The 22055-nt window shown below is 56.5% G+C and carries 20 protein-coding genes, 1 other RNA gene and 1 riboswitch; of the genes, 12 read left to right on the forward strand and 9 right to left on the reverse strand.

Annotated features, from left to right (window positions below; all coding sequences use genetic code 11):
* Window positions 1-4 precede the first annotated feature (4 nt).
* Window positions 5-409 (reverse strand): hypothetical protein, encoded by a 405-nt coding sequence (locus AC2FNB_RS11110; protein WP_496746316.1) that lies wholly within the window; start codon window positions 407-409, stop codon window positions 5-7.
* Between the two features lie 89 nt (window positions 410-498).
* Window positions 499-704: riboswitch (cobalamin riboswitch) on the reverse strand.
* 63 nt (window positions 705-767) lie between these two features.
* The gene (locus AC2FNB_RS11115; RefSeq protein ID WP_496746318.1) at window positions 768-1343 is read right to left on the reverse strand and encodes a TetR/AcrR family transcriptional regulator; all 576 of its coding nucleotides are present in this window, start codon (window positions 1341-1343) and stop codon (window positions 768-770) included.
* 82 nt (window positions 1344-1425) lie between these two features.
* On the opposite strand from AC2FNB_RS11115, the gene AC2FNB_RS11120 reads away from it, so the two are divergent.
* The gene (locus AC2FNB_RS11120; protein WP_496746320.1) at window positions 1426-2277 is read left to right on the forward strand and encodes an alpha/beta hydrolase family protein; all 852 of its coding nucleotides are present in this window, start codon (window positions 1426-1428) and stop codon (window positions 2275-2277) included.
* A 28-nt stretch (window positions 2278-2305) separates the two neighbouring features.
* On the opposite strand, the gene ffs is transcribed toward AC2FNB_RS11120, so the two are convergent.
* Together ffs and AC2FNB_RS11130 are read right to left on the reverse strand one after the other, a co-directional pair.
* Window positions 2306-2404: signal recognition particle sRNA small type (gene ffs, locus AC2FNB_RS11125), an RNA gene on the reverse strand.
* Window positions 2405-2443: 39 nt separating this feature from the next.
* Window positions 2444-4336, reverse strand: coding sequence for a bifunctional 2',3'-cyclic-nucleotide 2'-phosphodiesterase/3'-nucleotidase (locus tag AC2FNB_RS11130; protein ID WP_496746321.1), 1893 nt, complete (start codon window positions 4334-4336; stop codon window positions 2444-2446).
* Window positions 4337-4536: 200 nt separating this feature from the next.
* Here AC2FNB_RS11130 and nudC point away from each other — a divergent pair, with 200 nt between their 5' ends.
* Both nudC and AC2FNB_RS11140 read left to right on the forward strand, forming a co-directional pair.
* Window positions 4537-5520 (forward strand): NAD(+) diphosphatase, encoded by a 984-nt coding sequence (gene nudC, locus AC2FNB_RS11135; RefSeq protein ID WP_496746323.1) that lies wholly within the window; start codon window positions 4537-4539, stop codon window positions 5518-5520.
* A gap of 39 nt (window positions 5521-5559) precedes the next feature.
* On the forward strand, window positions 5560-6027 hold the full coding sequence (locus AC2FNB_RS11140) for an SRPBCC family protein (RefSeq protein ID WP_496746325.1): 468 nt from the start codon (window positions 5560-5562) through the stop codon (window positions 6025-6027).
* A 24-nt stretch (window positions 6028-6051) separates the two neighbouring features.
* Here the strand turns inward: AC2FNB_RS11140 and AC2FNB_RS11145 are convergent, their stop codons facing one another.
* The gene (locus AC2FNB_RS11145) at window positions 6052-6885 is read right to left on the reverse strand and encodes a prephenate dehydratase (RefSeq protein ID WP_480750159.1); all 834 of its coding nucleotides are present in this window, start codon (window positions 6883-6885) and stop codon (window positions 6052-6054) included.
* Window positions 6886-7005: 120 nt separating this feature from the next.
* Between AC2FNB_RS11145 and AC2FNB_RS11150 the strand changes: the two genes are divergently transcribed.
* The 5 genes from AC2FNB_RS11150 to AC2FNB_RS11170 all read left to right on the forward strand — a co-directional run bounded on the left by AC2FNB_RS11150 (window position 7006) and on the right by AC2FNB_RS11170 (window position 13367).
* Window positions 7006-7512 carry a c-type cytochrome gene (locus AC2FNB_RS11150; protein WP_480750203.1) on the forward strand — a complete coding sequence of 169 codons (507 nt, stop codon included), beginning with the start codon at window positions 7006-7008 and terminating at the stop codon, window positions 7510-7512.
* A gap of 234 nt (window positions 7513-7746) precedes the next feature.
* Window positions 7747-9594: an extracellular solute-binding protein gene (locus AC2FNB_RS11155; RefSeq protein ID WP_496746341.1), complete on the forward strand. Its 1848-nt coding sequence runs from the start codon at window positions 7747-7749 to the stop codon at window positions 9592-9594.
* A 9-nt stretch (window positions 9595-9603) separates the two neighbouring features.
* A complete protein-coding gene (locus AC2FNB_RS11160; RefSeq protein WP_480750160.1) occupies window positions 9604-10686 on the forward strand; it encodes a microcin C ABC transporter permease YejB in 1083 nt (360 codons plus the stop codon).
* Window positions 10687-11793, forward strand: a complete 1107-nt coding sequence (locus AC2FNB_RS11165) for an ABC transporter permease (RefSeq protein WP_496746327.1) — start codon at window positions 10687-10689, stop codon at window positions 11791-11793. It abuts the gene before it with no gap.
* Window positions 11790-13367: an ABC transporter ATP-binding protein gene (locus AC2FNB_RS11170; protein ID WP_496746329.1), complete on the forward strand. Its 1578-nt coding sequence runs from the start codon at window positions 11790-11792 to the stop codon at window positions 13365-13367. The genes AC2FNB_RS11165 and AC2FNB_RS11170 overlap by 4 nt, the downstream gene beginning before the upstream one ends.
* Before the next feature lie 36 nt (window positions 13368-13403).
* On the opposite strand, the gene AC2FNB_RS11175 is transcribed toward AC2FNB_RS11170, so the two are convergent.
* The gene (locus AC2FNB_RS11175; protein ID WP_496746331.1) at window positions 13404-15332 is read right to left on the reverse strand and encodes an elongation factor G; all 1929 of its coding nucleotides are present in this window, start codon (window positions 15330-15332) and stop codon (window positions 13404-13406) included.
* Window positions 15333-15555: 223 nt separating this feature from the next.
* Entirely contained in the window at window positions 15556-16911 is a 1356-nt protein-coding gene (gene hemN / locus AC2FNB_RS11180; protein WP_480750164.1) for an oxygen-independent coproporphyrinogen III oxidase, read from the reverse strand.
* A 61-nt stretch (window positions 16912-16972) separates the two neighbouring features.
* Between hemN and fnrL the strand changes: the two genes are divergently transcribed.
* Window positions 16973-17716, forward strand: coding sequence for a transcriptional regulator FnrL (fnrL, locus tag AC2FNB_RS11185; protein WP_480750165.1), 744 nt, complete (start codon window positions 16973-16975; stop codon window positions 17714-17716).
* Here fnrL and AC2FNB_RS11190 read toward each other — a convergent pair.
* Window positions 17713-18585 carry a LysR family transcriptional regulator gene (locus tag AC2FNB_RS11190; protein WP_496746334.1) on the reverse strand — a complete coding sequence of 291 codons (873 nt, stop codon included), beginning with the start codon at window positions 18583-18585 and terminating at the stop codon, window positions 17713-17715. The genes fnrL and AC2FNB_RS11190 overlap by 4 nt on opposite strands.
* 99 nt (window positions 18586-18684) lie before the next feature.
* Between AC2FNB_RS11190 and glyA the strand changes: the two genes are divergently transcribed.
* The gene (glyA, locus tag AC2FNB_RS11195; RefSeq protein WP_496746336.1) at window positions 18685-20007 is read left to right on the forward strand and encodes a serine hydroxymethyltransferase; all 1323 of its coding nucleotides are present in this window, start codon (window positions 18685-18687) and stop codon (window positions 20005-20007) included.
* A 51-nt stretch (window positions 20008-20058) separates the two neighbouring features.
* Window positions 20059-20316: a GlsB/YeaQ/YmgE family stress response membrane protein gene (locus tag AC2FNB_RS11200; protein WP_480750168.1), complete on the forward strand. Its 258-nt coding sequence runs from the start codon at window positions 20059-20061 to the stop codon at window positions 20314-20316.
* A 40-nt stretch (window positions 20317-20356) separates the two neighbouring features.
* Here AC2FNB_RS11200 and AC2FNB_RS11205 read toward each other — a convergent pair whose 3' ends face one another.
* On the reverse strand, window positions 20357-21196 hold the full coding sequence (locus tag AC2FNB_RS11205; RefSeq protein ID WP_480750169.1) for a universal stress protein: 840 nt from the start codon (window positions 21194-21196) through the stop codon (window positions 20357-20359).
* A 196-nt stretch (window positions 21197-21392) separates the two neighbouring features.
* On the opposite strand from AC2FNB_RS11205, the gene AC2FNB_RS11210 reads away from it, so the two are divergent.
* Window positions 21393-22055 (forward strand): cbb3-type cytochrome c oxidase subunit I (locus AC2FNB_RS11210; RefSeq protein WP_496746338.1); only part of this gene is annotated, 663 nt, incomplete at its 3' end.

The following is a 22055-nucleotide window of genomic DNA, read 5'->3' on the forward strand; positions in this document are numbered from 1 at the left end:
TCTTTCAAAGTGGCGCGTGGCAGGCGGTTTCTGCCGCCCGGTTGCCCTGCGGAACTGCTTCGAGGAACGCGCAGGGCATCTGCTTGATCCAACCCGAGGGAAAAACGGTCCGAGAAGAGTTCAATAGAGCGTCTTCAATCTGGTTCAGGCGTTCGCTATCCGCCTCGTCATTCACACCGCAGAATACTCGAATGCGAGAATGATCGGCGCGGAATCTGGCATCGCACCCAGTGGCACAATGTGCAAGTGCGCAACTTCCGTCGATCTCGAAGTCATCTGCAGTCAATGGCTTTGTCGCAGATATCGCCTGTGCCAGTTTTTTACCCATTTGCGCCAATGCCGGGCAGGGTTTACCGGTTTTCTGGCACACTGTTGCTGTGAACAGGTGCTTGTCGGATTTCCAAATCATGTCGCGCCCTCCGCGCTGGTGACGAGGACAACGGACGGGAAGGACAGCAAGCAGCTATCGGACCCTGTCCCGGACACCCCGCCCGAGTTCGAGTTTCAGTTCCGATGGCAGGTCTCCTGACTTGCGGGTCGCTGCTTTGCCGACCTTCCCGGCCCTTGGACCAGTGGCATTTCGGCTTCGCTCGCCGCCTACAGTTGCGGGGGCAGTCGCGGATTTGGTTCTGGAAGAACCGTACCGTGTTCCCTTTTCATTCCGACCGTGAACGCGGCCGGAAACCATCGCCTAATCGCTAGCGGGCGCACAATTTTGGGTCAAGACGAATCCTGCGGCTCAAGCACCTTTGTCGCGCCGGGCGGGTTTACTGAATTTGTTTAGACGTCGACATCTTGCTCAAGCGGCAAGGCACGTTTCTTAGGGTCTCCGAAGATCGCCTTGCCCGGGCCAACTGCCACCCGCCCTGGAGCAGTATGAACACAGTATCTGCCGCGAATTCTGGCTCGGCCACTCCAAGTCGCCTTGCGTGATGTGCGACTTCGGTTATCCAACCCTCGTACAAGTGATAGGCATGGTTGCGGAATATATTGTTGTCCGGCCCTTCGAACAAAGTAGCGGAAATCGGGCAGGTATCCCACTGACCTGATTTGTCGAAAAGTTTCGCTATCTTGTTGCAAAGAGTTGTGGCCCCGGACTGGAAATCTTCCGCAGGCTCAAATGACGCGGCAATAAGACCAAGCATCACATCGGACGCCCAAGTAGCGGCCGCAAGCGCCAGATCGGCCTTTCCATTCGGGAAATGGTGATACAGCGATCCTTTGGGTGCGTCAGCCACGGAAAGAACTTCGTTCAGCCCGACCCCGTGATAGCCCGACCTCTGGAAAAGATCGGCCGCAGCCCGAATCAGGCGCTCTTTTGTTGGCAAAGGACGTTCAGTCATTTGCGTGGATTATTGACAGCACTGGACCAATTGGTCCAGAGATCAGAACTAGACCGACCGGTCTAGGGGCGCGGAGTTAAATATGCAGGACCAGGTGTCAGCTGAAGACCTTCTTATTCACTCGGGCGACTACCAACTGTCTGCCCGCCTCTTTCATGCGAAGGAACAGCCAGAAGTTACGGTCGTGCTCAATGGGGCGACCGGTGTTCCGAGGGACTACTACAGACATTTCGCATCGTGGCTGGCCTTAGAACGCGGAATTGCTTGTCTGACGTACGATTACCGGGATTTCGGCCACTCTTTGACCGGCAACCTAAAGAAATCCAAGTCATCCATGACCGACTGGGCATTGGTCGACATGCCCGCGGCTCGGATGGAAATGCGTCGTCGGTTCCCAAATTCAAAGCTTTGGGTCATCGGGCATTCGATTGGCGGGATGCTCGGTCCTTTGCAGCCTGGCATCGAAGAAATCGACAGAATGATCTGTGTCTGTTCAGGGCTGGTACAACATCGCGATCACCCTTGGCCTTATCAAGCGCTCGCCAGAATGTTTTGGTTCGGGCATGTTCCGCTGCTGGTTAAGAGTTTGGGGTATTTGCCTGGGCGTCTTGTTGGGTTCGGAGCAGATCTACCTGCTCCGGTCTATTGGCAATGGCGAAAATGGTGCATATCCGCAAAAAGCTATCTGCCGGATGCCGGAACGACCTTACCGAAACCCGACTGGAAAAGAAGTGGCGCATCAGTGGATATGATTGCGTTTTCGGACGATCAGGTGATCCCGCCCAAATGCGTTTGGCGATTGGCCGAACTTTATGGGCAAGATGCGCGACGGCGTGAATTGACGCCTCAGGATTTTGGAGTGAAGCAAATTGGCCATCTGGGCGCGTTTGCGCGTAAGAATGCCGTTGTGTGGCCCGCACTCATCGCCGATTAGGTTGGTCTACGCTAGATGATTAGTGGGAAAGTGAGAGGTTGGACATCGACCCAAGCGGGACTCGTTGTGGCTGCTTCCTTCCGGACCTGACCAGGTTGGCGAGGCGCTCGCCCGCGCCAACCTCTCGTTGCTCGATATAGGCAAGATGACTGGCGATGACAACCCGTCACAAGGATAGGCGTAGCCGCAGGAAACCTTCGGGATCGATGCCCAGAACAACCGGGTGGTATCCTGAAAGGTCATCCAGATAGCGCAAGGCATCGGGACCGGTCTGCAGAACGACCGAGGTCTTGCGCGTCTTGACGAAACGCCACGGATGCGGAGTCGCTTGCAGCGGATCAGATGGAAGACTCCCCTCAACATAGTCCTTCAAGATGTGCTGAATGCGTAGGCGAGGAATACTGATGATTTTAGCGTTCTCCAAAGCTGAAAAATGCCCCCCCCCATTGGCGCGATAGTTATTCAGTGCCACGACGAAAAGCTGCTGATCCCCGATGGGATCTCCCTTCCAAGTGAGGTTTCCAATGCGTCGGTTGCCTGTTTCAACCAGACTGCCATCCGCATGAAACCGAGGCGGGCAAGTCAGATCTATAGTGTATTCAACACCATGGATAACATCGAAATTATGGCCTGCTCGAAGAGGGTTGATCAACGGGGTATCTTGGCTATTTTCAGTGACCTGGTTAAACAGACATGCCGACATTTCTAGCCAATCGCGCAATTGTGCGCCGTTAACGACAACAGCGCGCAATTCGTTGGGAAAGACGTGAAGGTCGGCAATGTGACGCATCGAAACTTCACCAGCGGGAACCTCCGTATAGAAACGCGGCCCGGAACGCCCTCCGAATTTCGTGGGTGTGACCGCTGACAATGTCGGTAGTGATCCTTCAGGCAAACCGGCAAGAAAGGGACGCAGTGCAGCTGCTTGAGCTGCGGCGACAAGCGAAAGCCCCCTATCCGGTGCACAAAAGGAAAAATAGCTATGCATCGATTGGCTGACATGTCCGACGGGCTGTTTCATCCGCTTTAGTGTTTCGGCATGTCCACATTCGAATATTCGTGCCAACTTGGGATCTTCTTCGACGGTCGATTGGGCACAACCATCGTTGCCTCTGTTGCAGATCGGGCGAAGTTCGACAGAATGCCCTGCAATTTTCCAACTGTTGGCCTCATGGGCAAACGCCAGATCGATCACGCCCAAATGCGATCCTGACGATCCCGGCATGACGACAGGTTTGCCATGAACTAGGCCCTTGTCGCCTACAACATGTGCTAATCCATCATGGTCGGCTCCGGGGATAGTCAGATGCGTGTGGCCTGCAACTATTGCATCGAGGCCTTCGATCGACGCCAGCGGAACTACTGCATTCTCCATTTGTGCTTCCACAACAGCTCCAGCTAGACCCGAATGTGCCAGTGCAATAACCAGCTCACATCCTTTATCCTTCAAGTCGCTAACGGCTGTAGCAGCAGTCTCCAGAATGTCAGTCGAAGTCACCCTGCCTGCAAGCTGGTGTGCCTCCCAATCCGTGGTTTGTGGCGGCAGAACCGAAAAGACACCGACAGTCAAAGTGCAGGTTTCAGACCCGACCGCAAATCGCTGACGAATGATAGCCGATGCCTCCCACGGTTGATTACCCTCAACGCAATGCAGATTGCTACATATGGCAGGACATGGTGCGTGAGCCAGAATACCGCTCAGGCAGTCTAAGCCAAAGTTGAAGTCATGATTGCCAAGCCCGATCGCATCATATCCCAAATGCTTGAACGCAAGCATCAGCGGGTGGGCGACGTCGTTCTGATCGGCGGCAAAATCGCCATAAGGCGTGCCTTGCATGGAGTCACCATTGTCGAACAGCAAGACGCGCGCACCCATTTGTTCGGCCTCCGCTCGGGCTGCCTTGATCAGGCTCGCGGTTCGTGTCAGCCCGACAGAGGGTTCCGGTCGATCCGAGTAATAGTCATATCCCATAAGATTCATGTGCAGATCAGAGGTCGCAAGAATTCTCAGGCGAACTGGCGGGAATGTGCTGGGATTGATCTGTGCCTCTGAGTTCAATGAATGTCCTGCCGTCGGAAATGGAGTGTTTGTTGTCTACATGACCCTTGCTTCTTAACAGTTTGAAAAAACGGCAAATTGAAGCGGGATTTGAGAAAAGTTTGTGGTTTCGTCGCGTGTAATCATTTCCTCTCTGATTGGCAGGGCCATTGCGTTGATCGAACAACCGTGGCAGCCCTTTGAAAAACAAAGGACAAAGAATGAAACGGGCAGAGCAGGTCACTTTTGGCGGATCGGGATTGAATCGCAGCGCCCACATTCGCGGCGACAACAACGCTTTGGCGCATGCAAAGGGTCATCCCGAAGCACTCTGCCTGCTGCTTTGGCGCGGAAAGATACTTGTTCAGGGTGAACGGTTGGATCGATTGGCGACAGTCACGATGTCTCACAGGCTGATCCAATCCGAACCGGGAGATATCATGGAGTCCCCCGTTTTCCTCGGTTTATCCGAAGCAGGCGCACCGGTATTTGCCACGGACATCACCAGTTGGCAGGCCGAAGACCATGATCTTTCCGGCGTCGGCGCCTTTGTCGACCGAAGCGAGCAGCAGCATCCGGATTTACCCACCGGTTATGTATTTGCAGAGTTGCGTCGGGTCATGACGCGCCTCAACCCCCGTGACGCCGAACTGGCGGCGACGGCCAAGGCAGTCATTGGCTGGCACGAAACCCACGGCTTCTGCGCCCGTTGCGGTGCCAGAAGCGAGGTGTCTCAGGCGGGATGGCAGCGAAGTTGCCCTGGGTGCGGCGGCCAGCATTTCCCACGCACGGATCCTGTAGTCATAATGTTGATTACGCACGGGGATGCCGTGTTGATGGGCAGGTCGCCAGGTTGGCCTGAAGGGATGTACTCCTTGCTGGCAGGATTTGTTGAGCCTGGCGAGACTCTGGAATCGGCCGTGCGTCGCGAGGTTTTCGAAGAGGCAGGCGTTACGGTCGGGCGGGTTCAATATCTGGCCAGTCAGCCCTGGCCTTTTCCTGCATCTTTGATGCTCGGCTGCTCGGGCGAGGCCCTTTCACGGGATTTAAACATTGATCCGGTTGAAATCGAAGATGCGCTTTGGATCGGAAAGGCTGAGATGATGCAGGCTTTCGCGGGTGAACATCCAACCCTTCTGCCCGCACGCAAAGGCGCGATTGCGCATTTTTTGTTGGAGAACTGGCTTGCGGACACGCTGGATTAAGTTGAAACACGGAACCCAGATCAGATTTCGAGGGGCGAAATGAAATTCACTGGAAAGGAAGATATCGAGGCACCTATTGAAGAGGTGTTCCGGATGGTTTCCGATTACGACCGGTTCGAACGCCTCGCGATCCGACGCGGGATCGAAGTGAAGCGAAAACTTGCGGCAGGGCCTGTATCTGAAGGGTTGGCATGGGATACCGTGTTTCAGATGCGCGGAAAGGCCCGTCACGTGCAGATCGTCCTCGGAAAATTTCAAGAGCCGACACTGATGCGCTTTGAGGCGTCCGGCAAGGGAATGAACGGACATACCCAAGTTGAGCTCGTGGCTCTGTCGCCGGTGCGGACAAGGATATTGGTCGAGATCGAATTTGTGGCAACAACGCTGCCCGCACGACTGTTGCTACAATCGCTCAAGCTTGGGAAGTCGCGTCTGAAACGGCAGTTCCACCTTCGGCTGGCAGAGTTTGCAAGCAGCTTGGAGCAACGACATTCGCAATCGGGGTGACGCCGGCGATGCCCGATAGTCAGCCTAACTTCGGGGCCGCGCAGCTGGGTAGACACCCAGAATTTCCACGTTTGTCGTAAAATGGTTCAGCTCGTCCATAGCCAGTTGGACATTCCGATCCTCCGGATGTCCAACGATATCGGCATAGAACTGCGTTGCTGTGAACGACCCGTCGACCATATAGCTTTCCAGCTTGACCATGTTCACCCCGTTGGTGGCGAAACCACCCATGGCTTTGTACAGCGCCGCGGGAATGTTGCGCACCTGAAAAACGAAGCTGGTGATCATACCGTGCTCGCCCCTGCGTGATTCGTCGATCGTGCGGGACATGACAAGGAATCGGGTGGTGTTGTCGCCATGATCCTCGATATGTCGAGCCAGAACATTCAGCCCATAGATTTCGCCAGCCAGTTCACTCGCCAGTGCCGCATGGCTTTTGTCACCGCGTTCAGCAACCTCACGTGCGGCGCGGGCATTGTCGGGGCTAACGCGCCCGCGGATGTTGTGCTCGCGAAGGAACCCCTGACACTGTGGTAACAACACGAGGTGCGAATGCGCCTCGGCAACATCTTCCAGACTAGCACCTGGTACACCCAAAAGATTGATATGCACGCGCACGAACGCCTCGTCGATGATATGCAATCCACTATGCGGAAGCAGTCGGTGAATGTCGGCCACGCGCCCATAAGTCGAGTTCTCTACCGGCAGCATCGCGAGTTCCGCCTCGCCCGACCGAACCGCCTCGATCACATCTTCGAACGTGCGGCAGGGAAGGGCGTCCATGTCGGGCCGCGCGTTCCGGCAGGCCTCGTGACTATAGGCACCGGGCTCTCCCTGAAAGGCAATTCGGTTGGTCATTTGGTCGTTTCCATGCAACAAGTTCGTTATTTGGGCGTTTAGTCGCGGTGTCTATACCTTGCCTCTTGCAAGGGGAAGCCTTAGACACCCGCGCAGACAGTTGAAATGGACTCGCGAGCAATGTTCGACACGATGACAGTTACCAAGGCCGCTGCAGGCCTGTTTGGCGCCTTTCTGGCGCTTCTTCTGGCCAAATGGGCGGCCGAGGTTCTTTATCATGTAGATGGTCACGGCGAGGCCGCCTATATCATCGAAACCGAAGAGCCGACCGAAGAAGTCAGTGAAGCTGAGGAAGTCAGCTTTGATGAGATGATGATGGCCGCCGATGTCGACAAGGGCGCCAAGGTCTTCAAGAAATGCCAAGCCTGCCACAAACTGGAAGACGGAGCGAACGGAACTGGCCCGTATCTTTACGGTGTTGTTGGTCGCCCGGTCGCGACAGCGGCTGGCTTCGGGTATTCCGGCGCGATGCAGGAAAAGGGCGGCGAGTGGACGCCTGAGGCATTGGATGCCTTCCTGACAAAACCCAGCGGTGACGTTCCGGGCACATCGATGAGCTTTGCGGGTCTCAACAAGGCCAGCGACCGGGTGAACGTGATCGCCTATCTGGACAGCCTGGACGATTGATCCCCGCGAAATTTCAGACGAATCAAGGCCGCTGCACTTTGGCAGCGGCTTTTTTCGTTTCTGAAGTGGTCTTCACGATCCGATCACCTATTCTAAACTTGCAACTGGCGTGGCTGGACCTTTAGCTAGCAGCAACAAAATCAAGAACGATACCGACCCCGGAGGAAGAGCCAGATGCGACCACCCCGAGTTCAGACCTGTGCCCGCACCGTTGATGCAAGGCATTGGGTTTCCATGTTGTCATGGGGGCTGTTCTCACTATTGATTATGGCCGCGTCTCAGTTGCAGGCGGAAGAAAAGATCATAAAAAGCTACGGTTTCTCCGAATTTGGTGATCTGAAATACCCCAAGGGATTTGCGCATTTCGACTATGTAAATCCAAATGCTCCGCGCAGTGGTGAACTGTCATATGCCGCGCAAGGTACATTCGACAGCTTCAACCCGTTTACGCGCCAGGGCCGGGCAGGGGCACGGTCAGCGGATCAGTATGAAAGTCTGATGGTTCCATCCTATGACGAGGTTGGGGCGTATTACGGCTTGTTGGCTGAAAGCCTTGAATATCCGGAAAGCCAGGATTGGGTGATCTTCAATATGCGCCCCGAAGCGCGGTTTTCTGACGGCACACCAATTACAGCCGAGGACGTGGTGTTTTCGCACAATATTCTGCTGGACCAGGGGCTGAAATCTTATGCCGATGCGGTGCGCAAGCGCATTCCCAAGGCCGAGGCCCTAGGTACCCATCGAGTCAAGTTCTATTTTGCTCCAGATATCTCGCGCCGCTCCCTGATCACGCAGGTGGCTGGCACTCCGGTCTTTTCGAAATCGTGGTTCGAGGCCGATCCCGAAAATCGCCGCCTTGACAAGCCGCGTTTGGTTCCTGGCATCGGGTCCGCGCCCTATGTGTTGGACAGTTATGACATCAACCGACGCATCGTATACAAACGCAACCCGGACTATTGGGGCGATCACCTGAACGTCAATGTGGGGCGCAACAACTTTGACACCATCAGGATTGAATATTTCAGCGACTCAATCGCCGCGATGGAAGGGTTCAAGGGTGGAACTTTCACCCTTAGGCAGGAAAACAACTCGAAAAGCTGGGCTACGGCCTATGATTTTCCTGCGATTGCAAATGGGCACGTGATACAGGCGGAATTCGTGGATGGAGACGTCCCATCAGCCAGCGGTTTTGTCATGAACCTGGACCGCCCGCAGTTTCAGGATATCCGGGTACGTGCGGCGGTGCAGCTTGCGTTCAATTTCGAATGGACCAATGAAAGCCTGCAATACGGTCTGTTCCAGCAGCGTGATTCGTTCTGGGAAGGCACGCATCTTGAAGCAACCGGTCTCCCGGAAGGTAGGGAGCGCGAAATTCTGGAAAGCCTTGGCGATGCATTGGATGCCAACGTTCTGACCGAGGAACCGGTCGTGGCGCATCAATCAAGTCCTAAACGACAGAATGATCGAGGCAATCTACGTAAAGCGATGAAACTTCTCGACGACGCGGGTTGGACCGTCGGTGATGACGGGTTGCGCCGCAACGAACAGGGGCAAGTACTGCGTATTGAGTTTTTGTCGGATGAGCCGACACTTGACCGGATAATCCAGCCTTTCGTGGACAACCTTCGCGCTATGGGGATCGAAGCGATTTACAACCGGGTGGACAATGCTCAGTTCACACTTCGCCGCAGAGATCGCGATTTTGATATGATCATGGGCGGCTATCCGATGTCTCTGCAGCCGTCAACCGGGCTGTATCAGCAATTCGGAACCGAGGCCGCCAGCTATTCCGTATTCAACCCTTCCGGTGCGAACGGCCCGGATATCGAACCGCTGATCGACAATATCGTCGCGGCGCGGGAAACCGAAGAATTGCAGGCCAATGTCCGTGCGCTTGACAGGGTTTTGCGTGCCAAACGTATCATGGTCCCGACATGGTATCTGGGCAAATACTGGGTCGCTTACTGGGACATGTATGAATTCCCCGAAAAACTGCCGCCTTACGCGCTGGGCGTCGAAGACCTGTGGTGGATCAATGCTGACAAGGAAGCAGCATTGAAAACCTCGGGCGCGTTGCGGTAAGCCGCCCCCATGGGAGCCTATATTCTACGACGCCTGCTGCTGGTGATCCCCACATTGCTGGGGATCATGATCATCAATTTCACGCTTGTGCAATTCGTGCCCGGCGGCCCGGTCGAACAGATCATTGCTCAGATGGAAGGCGGCGGTGACGTGTTCGAAGGCATTGCCGGAGGTGGCGGCGACATTGAGCGGCAGACCGCGGCCAACGAACGTTACATCGGCGCACGCGGCCTGCCACCCGAGTTCATCGAAGAACTTGAGCGTGAGTTTGGCTTCGACAAGCCGCCGCTCGAACGTTTTCTCACAATGATGGGAAACTATCTGACGTTGGATTTTGGCGAGAGCTATTTCCGATCCATCGGCGTTGTCGATCTTGTGCTTGAAAAAATGCCGGTGTCGATTTCGCTGGGCTTGTGGTCAACCTTGATCGCCTATCTTGTGTCGATCCCACTGGGTATTCGCAAGGCGGTGAAGGATGGCTCGGCCTTCGACACCTGGACCAGCGGAACCATCATCGTGGCCTATGCTATTCCGGGATTTCTGTTCGCCATTCTGCTCTTGGTGCTGTTCGCCGGCGGATCCTATTGGCAGATCTTCCCGCTGCGCGGGCTGACGTCGGACAATTGGGACAGCCTGAGTATTGGTGGTAAAATCCTCGATTACTTTTGGCATATCACCCTGCCGGTGGTGGCCTCGACCATCTCAGCCTTTGCCACTTTGACATTGCTGACCAAGAACTCATTTCTGGACGAGATCAAGAAACACTATGTCATGACTGCGCGCGCCAAGGGGCTGAGCGAAAGAAGCGTGCTTTATGGCCACGTGTTCCGCAATGCTATGTTGATTGTGATCGCGGGATTTCCGGCGGTGTTCATTGGTGTGTTCTTTGGCGGCTCGATCATCATCGAGACAATCTTTTCGCTCGATGGATTGGGTCGATTGGGGTTCGAGGCGGCTGTGGCGCGTGACTATCCCGTGATCTTTGGCACCCTGTTCATATTTGGCCTGCTGGGGTTGGTCGTCGGCATCATTAGCGACCTGATGTATGTGTTGGTCGACCCCCGCATCGACTTTGAAAGTCGCGAGGGGTAAATGGCGCTCTCACCGCTCAACCAACGCCGTTGGCGCAACTTCCGCCGCAATGGACGGGCATTCTGGTCGCTGATCATCTTTTCGATCGTGTTCGGACTTTCGCTATTTGCCGAGTTCATCGCCAATGACAAGCCGATCCTTGTGAAGTATCGCGGCGAGATTTTCACTCCAATCTTCAAGTTCTACCCGGAAACGGCCTTTGGCGGCGATTTCCGGACCGAAGCGATCTATCGCGATCCCGAGGTTCAATGCCTGATCGATAGTGGCGGACTGGAAGAATGCTTCGATGACCCCGAAGACATCATCGATCAGATCAAGGCAGGTACGTTCGAGGCTGAGGGGTTCGAAGAAGGTTGGGCCATCTGGCCGCTCATCCCCTATTCCTTCAACACCACCGTGGACCGCCCCGGTGCAGCGCCGCTGCCACCAAATCACCAGAATTGGCTGGGCACAGATGATACCAAGCGCGATGTGCTGGCGCGGGTGATCTACGGCTTTCGTCTATCCATCCTGTTCACCTTGATTGTTACCGGTGTTGCCAGTCTGGTCGGCATATTCGCCGGGGCCATTCAGGGCTTTTTCGGTGGTTGGATCGATCTGGTATTCCAAAGGGTGATCGAGATCTGGTCGGCCACACCATCGCTTTATGTCATCATAATCATGTTCGCGATCTTGGGGCGAAGTTTCTGGCTTCTGGTGGCGCTGATGATCCTGTTTTCATGGACTGGGCTTGTCGGCGTGGTTCGGGCCGAGTTCCTGAGAGCGCGCAACCTTGAATACGTACGAGCGGCCAAAGCGCTGGGCGTTGGCAACATGACCATCATGTTCCGGCATATGCTGCCCAATGCGATGGTTGCAACACTGACCTTCATGCCGTTCATTGTCACTGGCACTATCGGCGGCCTCGCCAGCCTCGATTTTCTGGGTTTTGGCCTGCCCTCATCCGCTCCGTCGTTGGGTGAACTGACCTTGCAGGCCAAGCAGAACCTGCAGGCACCTTGGCTGGCCTTCACCGCGTTCTTCACCTTTGCGTTCATGCTGTCGCTTCTGGTCTTCATTTTCGAAGGCGTGCGCGATGCCTTCGATCCGAGAAAGACGTTCTCATGAGCCTGCTTGATGTGAAGAACCTCAAGGTGTCATTCCGACAAGATGGACAGGTTACCGCTGCGGTCCAAGGCGTGTCATTTTCCGTCGACCGCGGCGAGACCGTGGCTTTGGTGGGGGAGTCAGGCTCGGGGAAATCAGTAACCGCGCTCAGCACTGTGTCCCTCTTGGGCGACAGCGCGATGGTCGAGGGGTCTGTCACCTATGACGGGCAAGAGATGATTGGCGCTTCCGAGCAGCGGCTGATGGATGTGCGTGGCAACGACATCAGCTTCATTTTTCAGGAGCCGATGACATCACTTAACCCGCTCCACACGATTCAAAAACAGATGGCGGAATCGCTTGCGCTGCATCAGGGACTGACCGGTGACGCAGCGCGGGCACGCATTTTGGAACTATTGAATAAGGTCGGCATCCGCGACCCCGAAGACCGGTTGGACAGCTATCCGCATCAATTATCAGGCGGACAACGCCAGCGGGTGATGATCGCTATGGCGCTGGCCAACAAACCGGACATCCTGATCGCGGATGAGCCGACGACCGCGCTGGACGTGACCATTCAGGCGCAGATTCTGGAGTTGTTGGCCGAACTGCAGAAATCCGAGAATATGGGGATGCTTTTTATCACTCATGACCTTGGTATTGTTCGCCGGATCGCTGATCGGGTTTGTGTGATGAAGGATGGTGAGATTGTCGAAAGTGGCGTGACGTCAGAAATCTTCGACAATCCGCAACACCCTTATACCCGGAGGCTGTTGGCGGCGGAGCCCTCGGGCTCACCCGAGCCGGTTGAACCCGGGGCGGAAGAGATCGCGCGGACTGAACATTTGAAAGTCTGGTTTCCCATTCAACGCGGGTTCCTCAAGCGGACGGTGGGGCACGTGAAAGCGGTGAACGACGCAACGATCACCGTACGTGCTGGTGAAACGCTGGGCATTGTCGGCGAAAGCGGATCGGGCAAGACCACGCTGGCGCTGGCCATCATGCGTTTGATTTCCTCTGAGGGAGGAATTGAGTTTCGAGGCAAAAACGTGCGCAAATGGTCCACGCGCGAGTTGCGGCGGCTGCGCAAGGATATGCAGATCGTATTTCAGGATCCGTTTGGCTCACTCAGCCCGCGCATGACCTGCATGCAGATCATCGCCGAGGGTTTGGCTATTCACAAGGTCGACCCGCACCGTGCCCCCCGCGAACTTGTGGCTGAGGTGATGCGCGAGGTCGGCCTCGACCCCGCGGCGATGGACCGGTATCCGCACGAATTCTCGGGCGGGCAGCGCCAGCGTATCGCCATCGCCCGGGCCATGGTGCTGCGGCCCAAACTATTGGTGCTGGACGAACCCACCAGTGCGCTGGACATGACGGTACAGGTGCAGATCGTCGAGCTGCTGCGAAATCTTCAACGCAAGTATGGGCTGGCCTATCTGTTCATCAGCCACGACCTGAAGGTCGTTCGCGCCATGTCTCACAAGGTTTTGGTGATGCGGCAGGGTGATGTGATCGAGATGGGGACGGCTCAGGACCTCTTCGAGAACGCGCAATCGGACTATACCCGCGAACTGATCGCGGCGGCAGGATAGATGCGCCGGACCGATGAACCGGCCCGGCGCACAAAATCAGGCATTCGCGACCTTTTCGCGGGAAACTTTGGGTGACTGGCCCCGAAGCTCCTCGTAGTGGTCGAAAGTCAGCTTTACCCACCCGGTGCCGCGTGTGGCGCTGGCCAGAGTGCGGTGCAATTCGTCCTCGTTGACCGCGGGAAGCATCGCATTGAAGATTTCCCACCCCGGTGCATCGGGATTGCCTTCAAACCCAAGGACCTGGCCTTGCAACGAACTGATCGTCGGCACCAGATCGCCGACGTAAAGCGACGGGAGGTGGATTTCGGCATGAAGAATCGGCTGTAGAACAACCGGTTTAGCCATTGGCAGGGCCTCACGCACCGCGTTCTTGCCGGCTGTGCGGAAGGCATAGTCCGAGCTGTCAACGGAATGGTGCTTGCCATCTTTCAGTGTGACTTTGAGGTCTACAACGGGAAAGCCCTCGGGCCCTTCTCCCAAAGCATCTTCGGCGCCCTGTGCCACCGACGGGATATAGTTTTTAGGAACGGCCCCACCCTTGACCACCTCTTCGAACTGAAATCCTGACCCGCGAGGCATCGGGGCGATGGAAATGACCACATCTGCAAACTGTCCGGCCCCACCGGATTGCTTGCGATGGCGATGGTGGTGATCCACCGGCTTCTGGATGGTTTCGCGATAGGCGGTTTCGACAGTCTCGGTTTCGATTTCGATCCCGAAATCGTCGGCCAGTTTGGCGGTGACTCTCCGCATGTGCTGCGGGCCTTGGGTTCCAAGGATGGAATGACCGGTGCCCTCGTCCTGGCTCAGGTTTAACCCGGGATCGATTTCGTTAAGTCGACCCAGCGCGTTCGACAATCTCACGTCGTCTCGTTCGTGCGCGGGCAGAACCAACTGGCGGTGAGCCACAGGATGCGAATTGGCCCAGCTCGGCAACGGCATCGCCGTTTCGCTGTCGTAAAGGTTGCCGGGATTGAGATGATCCGATTTGACGGCCAAACCGATATGCCCAGCCTCCAAGACCGGGATCTGTGTTTTCGCGTCGAGTGTTGTCAGGTTGCCCACGTTCTCACCGCCAAGCGTCTCGTGGGCCTTCACCCCGTCGCCGAGGCCACGCAGAACCGTGATCTTGCCGATATGCTTTTTGACGTCAGCAAACCCTGCGATTGCCCGCGCACCATCCGCAGCCTCGTCGCGCCCCGCCGCGATGTTGAACTCCGGCGCTTCATGACGCAACGCCTTCATTAGTCTTGTCAGCCCGTTGCCATGGTTCGCGGCACCCAGACAGGCCGGAATGATCTGGTGGTTCTGCAAAACCTGGGCCGCCAGCCCATAGATTTCTTCACTGGGTGGTTGCTTGTCCTCGATGAGTTGCTCCAGTAGGTGGTCGTCAAAATCGGACAGGGTTTCCAGCAATTCAGCCCTCGCTTCCTGCTCCCGGTCTTCGACCGATTGCGGCAGCTCGATCAGGGCCGAGGGTTGCCCTTCCTGGTATTTCCATGCGCGTTCGGAAATCAGGTCGACTGCGCCAACGATCTGGTCGCCGTCGCGGATTGGCACCTGACGCAAGGCAATGTGGTGAGTGCAATAGGTCTGAAGGGCCGAGATAATGTCTCGGATGCGGCCATTGGGGTTATCCATCCGGTTGATGAACAGGAAACAGGGGATGCCAGCCTCTTCAACCAATCTCAGGTACGGCGCGCACAGAACCGCGGTGTCAGGGTCGGGGGGAACGACCACCACGGCGGCATCGGATATTGCCATGGCCGGACCTGCATAGGCCATCGAATCTCCGCCACCGTCCACGTCGATCGCGCACCACGGCTCGCCCAAGTAAGAAAAACCGTGCAAATGCACGGTTCCGGATACATCGAATGTTGTTGGGCGGTCGTCGAGGCGGCTGATGGCCTCGACCAATGTAGATTTGCCCGATTGGGTAGGGCCGAGGACTGTAAAGACGCGCATGGGTGCTGTCCCTCTCTCTGGTTGCAATTTCTGCTGCACGAAAGGGAAATGCGAACGCCTGAGCGTCGGCACCGTCTGTCTGTCCTACTGCCTGCCTCGTGTGCGAGGCGCATTCGCCCTCGCACACCAAGTGTGGGAAATCCGGGTGTAGGGCGTCAAGCCCCCCTGCGATAATTGGTCAGGCAGTGCTCGGGGCGTGCCTTGCCGGTTCGTTGTCCTTTCGTCAGATGGCTGAACTGTGACCTGCCTTGCTCAGGTCATACGCGTCGAAGCTGCGGGCGATCATGCGGGTCAATGGACGTGCCTCAGTCGGGATGAACAACCCGTCGTCGGTGATCCGAAGCATGCCGGGAAACGCCCGGTCGGCATCGGCGTACATCTGTTTTAAGTCGTTTGCCGTCACATCGTGGTCGCGCAAAATCTCAGCCGAATCGATCCGGAAATCGCACATCAACGCCTCGATCAAACGGGCGCGCAGAATGTCCTGCCCCTTGAACAGATGCCCGCGCGTGGTCGAGAAATTGCCTTCACGGATGGCCTTGGTATGCACTGAAGTTGCCGGTGCGTTCTGTGCGTAACCTTGTGGGAAGCGCGAGATCGAACTCGCACCGACACCGATGAGAACCTCGGCCTGATCGTCGGTGTATCCCTGAAAGTTGCGCTTGAGCCGCCCCGCATTGAGCGCATGGGTCAGCCCGTCATCCTGCGTGGCAAAGTGGTCAATGCCGATTTCCGCGTACTGGTCCCAAAGGAACAAGCGTCGCGCGGTTTCGAACAGTTCCAGACGTTCCTCGGGTGTCGGCAACGCGTCCGAAGGAATCAGCTGCTGACGTTTGGCCATCCAGGGCACGTGCGCATATCCATAAAGTGCTACACGGTCGGGATTGAGCGACAAGAGCTTTTGCACGCTTTCAGTCATCCGCGCCTTGGTCTGATGTGGCAGGCCGAACAGGATATCGGCATTCAGACTGGCAATACCACGCTCGCGAATCATTTCTGCCGCCTTGCGGGTGGTGTCGTAACTTTGTATGCGCCCGATGGTTTTCTGAATGTCCTCATCGAAATCCTGAACCCCGATCGAGGCGCGATTCATACCCGCATCGGCCAGCGCATCCAGCCGATCGTCATCAATTTCGTTGGGGTCGATTTCTACCGAAAACTCGGCACCCGCGCCCAAGGGAACGATGCTCAGTATCCGCGCTGCCAAATCCCGCATCAGATCGGGGTTTAGCAGGGTCGGTGTGCCGCCGCCCCAATGCAGGCGCGACAGTCGGACGCCCTCGGGCAATCGAGCCGCCAAAAGGTCCAATTCCGCCTTTAAAACATCAACATAGGCAATGACCGGGTTATCGGTTTGCGTGCCTTGCGTCCGGCAGGCGCAGAACCAGCATAGTCTGCGGCAGAAGGGGACATGGACATAAAGCGAGATGGCGCTTCCGGGCTTGATGCCCGAAATCCAGTCACCAAATAAGTCAGGTCCCACATCGTTGTTGAAGTGAGGTGCAGTCGGGTAGCTTGTATAGCGCGGAACTTTCGCGTCAAAAAGTCCGAGCCGAGCCAATTGTGATTTCGCTATCATGAGGATACCGTTATGGGATGTCTGGCTCGGCGGCATTGACCGAGATCAAGTGGATAAACGGATGACACTGCAGATTCAGCTCGACCATTCGAATTGCTCCGATTGTCCGATCCGACATCGGGCCGTTTGCGCTCATTGCGACCGGGACGAACTCGAGTTGCTGGACGAGATCAAGTATTATCGCAGTTTCGAAGCCGGGCAGACAATCATCTGGTCGGGCGATCAGATGGGGTTCGTCGGCTCGATGGTGTCGGGAATCGCTTCGTTGACACAGACGATGGAGGACGGGCGCACGCAGATGGTGGGCTTGATGCTGCCCAGCGATTTCGTCGGTCGTCCGGGTCGTGATACTGCTCCTTACGATGTGGTTGCCACGACCGATGTCGTGATGTGCTGTTTTCGTAAGAAACCCTTCGAAGAAATGATGGCGCATACACCCCATATCGCGCAGCGTCTGTTGCAGATGACATTAGACGAACTGGATGCGGCACGTGAATGGATGTTGGTTTTGGGCCGGAAAACCGCGCGCGAAAAGATTGCCAGCCTGCTGTCGATCATCGCCCGCCGCGATGCATCCGTGACCAAGACGGGCTTGTCCGGACCGATCGTGTTCGACCTGCCGCTGACGCGCGAGGCGATGGCAGATTACTTAGGCCTCACCCTGGAGACCGTCAGCCGGCAAATTTCGGCACTGAAAAAGGACGGTGTCATCGAACTGGAGGGAAAGCGGCACGTGACCGTTCCCGATATGGGGCGCCTGATGGAAGAAGCAGGTGACGATTCCGATGGCGGATTTCCGGTTTAGGCTGTCTGCCTCAACCATTTGGCAACCTTCCCCACGGAAGAGTCTGATTTGAACGGCCTTGCGCTCCAAAGCTTGAGGTCGTGTTCCAGTGTTACACGTGTGTCAAAAGGCGCCACCAGCTGACCGCGTTCGAGGTAAGGTGCCACCAGGATCTCGTGTCCCATCAGTACACCGGCACCATTCACGGTTTCTTCTACCGCCAGAGAATAAAGCGAAAAAACGGGGCCTCGAGGTGCGAACTGCCAATTCGACAATGCCGACTTCGTCCAGATATCCCAGTCGCCACTCCAGGTCGTGTCGGATATGCAGGGCACGTTTCTCAGATCTTGCACCGTTCTCAGACGTTCTACCAGGGTCGGAGCGCAGACGGGAAAAATAACGTCCCGGGCCAAGGTCTCTCCGGGCAAATCGCCAAAGAAAAGATACAAATCGTATGGCGCTCGTTTTAGATTTGGCGGCGCTTCCATTGCAGTCAGCGAAACCTCGATCTCCGGGTTTGCGGCGCGGAGCGCAGGCAGGCGCGGTGACAGCCACAGTTGCGCGACCGAAGGCAATGCCACGATGTGAACGATATGGGGCCGGGCTTGCGCGCGAAGCGTTTGAGTTGCGCGACCCACCTCGTCAAAGGCTTGCGTCAGGTTCGGCAAAACACTGTATGCCAGTGCCGTCGCAACAACGCCTTTCGCCGACCGTTCGAACAGGGGTGCGCCAAGCTCTTCCTCCAACGCCTTCACATGTGCAGAAACGGCCCCAGGCGTTACTCCCAGCTCTTCAGCGGCGGCGGCAAAACCGCCAAGGCGCGCTGCCGCCTCGAACGCGCGCAAAGCGTTCAACGGAAAGGTTCTGGGGCGAGGGGGAGCGACGGGCATTATTTAGCCTCAATTTTTCTAACCCTAATTTTTCATAAAACTGGTTTGCAGGCAAGTGGACGCAAAGGACATTGTGGGGACAACATACGGAGGTCAAAAATGCCAAATCTTGCCAGACGTTCCTGGGTTCCTTCCCATTGCGAAGCCCGCGTTCAGGACATCGCGGCCCAAACCGCAGAGGCCTCGACAGATCAGATTGCTGCTCGTCTCGATGCGCTCATCGCCCGCAACCGCGAGATTCACGACGTAGAGTGTTTCAATCTCAACCCCGCGACCAACGTCATGAATCCGCGCGCCGAAGCTGTTCTGGCTGAAGGATTAGGCAGCCGCCCGTCGCTGGGGTATCCGGGCGACAAATACGAGATGGGTCTGGAAGCCATTGAAGAGATCGAAGTGATCGCAGCTGAACTGGCAGCACAGGTTTTTGGTGCTCGTTACGCCGAAATCCGGGTCGGTTCCGGCGCGCTGTGCAATCTCTATGGCTTTATGGCGCTGGCCCGTCCGGGCGACACGATCATCGCGCCGCCCGCCAGTATCGGGGGACATGTCACTCATCATAAGGGTGGTTGCGCGGGACTTTATGGGCTGACAACGCTTGACGCCCCGGTCGATGCCGATGGCTATAGCCTTGATCTGGATGGATTACGGGCGCTGGCCCATAGGCACAAGCCGCGTCTGATCACGGTGGGTGGGTCGCTGAACCTTTATCCTCATCCGGTTGCCGCTGTTCGAGCGATCGCCGACGAGGTCGGGTCCAAGGTTCTGTTCGATGCCGCGCATCAATGCGGGGTCATCGCCGGTGGAATTTGGACCAATCCACTGGATCAGGGCGCACACATGATGACCATGAGCACCTACAAAAGCCTTGGCGGGCCTGCCGGAGGTCTTATCGTGACCAACGATGCGGAAATCGCCGAAAGGCTGGACGCCATCGCCTTTCCCGGCATGACCGCAAATTTCGACGCTGCGAAATCGGCGGCTCTGGCAATCACCATGCTCGACTGGATCGAATATGGCGCAGCTTACGGTCGGGCGATGGTGGATCTGGCACAGGCGTTGGCGCTTGAGATGGAGGCCGTAGGCCTACCGGTTTACAAAGGCAAAAACGGGGCAACGGCCTCTCATCAGTTCGCAATCGAAGCCGCGGCCTTTGGTGGCGGGCAGACAGCGTCGAAAACGCTGCGTAAAGCAGGTTTTCTCGCTTGCGGCATTGGCTTGCCTATCGCGCCGGTTTCAGGGGACATGAACGGTCTGAGAATTGGCACACCGGAACTCGTGCGCCGGGGCGTCGGGCCCGAACACGCAGTTGAACTGGCTGCTCTGGTTGCTCAGGGGTTGACCGGCAACGATCCCAGAAGCGTGGGTGAAAAAACCCGCAATCTTCGCCAGAAATTTCAGGGGGTGCACTATGTTCGGACGTGACCTGTAAACGCGTGCGTGGTCTATTGCAGCTGAATCAATAGGGAGTGAAACATGCAGTTTGGAAGCCTGTTGAGCATGCTGATTGTTGGCGCACTGGCCGGATGGTTGTCGGGCAAGATCATGCAGGGCCGGGGATTTGGCGTGATTGGCAACATCATCGTCGGGATCGTTGGCGCCTTCCTGGCCGGAACGATCTTTCCAGCGCTGGGATTCTCGGTCGGCGGTGGCATCATCGCATCGGTTTTCCACGCGACAATTGGCGCCGTGATCCTGTTGTTTGTGATTGGGTTGATCCGCAAAGCCGGTTGAAAAAGGCGCCTGTGTTAGGCGCCTTACAATGGTTTCCTGTTCAGTGCGCCATGAATACGGGCACCGTCGCCTGTTCCAGCATGTTTCGTGTGGCACCGCCAAGGATCGCTTCGCGGAATCTGGAATGGCCATAGGCACCCATGACCAACATATCCGCATCGGTGTCAGCCGCATGGCGGTTCAGGATGTCCGATACCCGCGTCATGGTCTTGCTCAGAACGTCGATCTCACACTTGACTCCGTGCCGCGAGAGCATCTGTGACAACAGCCCGCCGGGGTCCGAGCGGTCCGGTCCGTGGGTCGGGGGGTCGATTACTACGATCCGCACCAAGTCTGCGGCCGTCAGGAAAGGCAACGCGCTGCGGATGGCGCGCATTGCTTCGACGCTTTCATTCCAACCGATAAGGATTGTTCCGGGTCGCGCCACCGGTTCAACATTGTCCGGAACGACGAGAACAGGGGCGTGCCCCTCGAACATTGCCGCTTCGACAATCGGTTCAGCCTCGGCCCCGCGGTCTTCGCCATAGGGGCGGGACAAGATCACCAGATCGGAAAACCGCGCGCGATGGGCGACGTGGCGGCCAAGATCGGCAATTTGCGCAACTCCATTTTCCGCCGACCAACGCACTCCGGACTTACCCAGGTAATCCTCGGCAAAATCCAGAATCTCATCGGCTTCGCTATTCGCGCGGCTTAGCGTTTCCTGAAGGATCAACGCGTTCGCACCCGCATAATAATAACCGGTTTGACTGCGGTCGACGCCCAGACAGAGCGCCTCGACGTGGCTGTCCTGAGCCTGGGCCAGTGCCACCATCTGCGCAAGCGCCGGTTTGGCTGATGAGATATCCGTCATCACGGTGAGCAGGGATTTAAAGGACATTTCAACCTCTGAGCTGCCGGTGTGTCAAAACGTGCCACCGATTTTCATATTTCCTAGGTTATGCGTGTCATATAATTCAAGCTATTGTCTTGACACAGATCAAAGCAACTTGCGCTGCCATTCTACATTACGGCAGCCAGTCAAAGAAGTCTGCGCGGCAGCAAGAACCGCGTGGGGCATGGCAAAGGGACGCAAAATGTCAAACTATATCAAGCTTATCGCGCTTGGTCTGATTGTGGTATTCGCCGCGATCGCGGCCAATTACGCGCGAGATCTGGCTTATCAGGTGCATGCCATTCTCATAATGGTTGTCGCCGCCGGTCTTTTCATCTGGACACTGCGCCGTACTGACGAGGTTCTGCCCATCGATTATTCGGGCGAATACATGGACGGTGTCGTGCGTTATGGCGTAATCGCAACCGCATTCTGGGGCGTTGTCGGCTTTCTGGCCGGGACCTTCATCGCATTTCAACTAGCCTTCCCGGCGCTGAATTTCGAATGGGCGCAGGGATTTGCGAATTTCGGCCGTTTGCGCCCATTGCATACATCGGCGGTGATTTTCGCGTTTGGCGGCAACGCCCTGATTGCCACGTCTTTCTACGTCGTGCAGCGCACCAGTGCCGCGCGCCTTTGGGGCGGCAATCTGGCATGGTTCGTGTTCTGGGGCTATCAGCTGTTCATCGTACTGGCCGCAACCGGTTACTTGCTTGGAGGGACGCAATCCAAGGAATATGCCGAGCCTGAGTGGTATGTCGACTTGTGGCTGACTGTCGTCTGGGTTGCCTATCTTGCGGTATACTTGGGCACGATCATAAAGCGGAAAGAACCCCATATTTACGTGGCCAACTGGTTCTACCTG

Source organism: Ruegeria sp. BHSB058, from assembly GCF_059613285.1.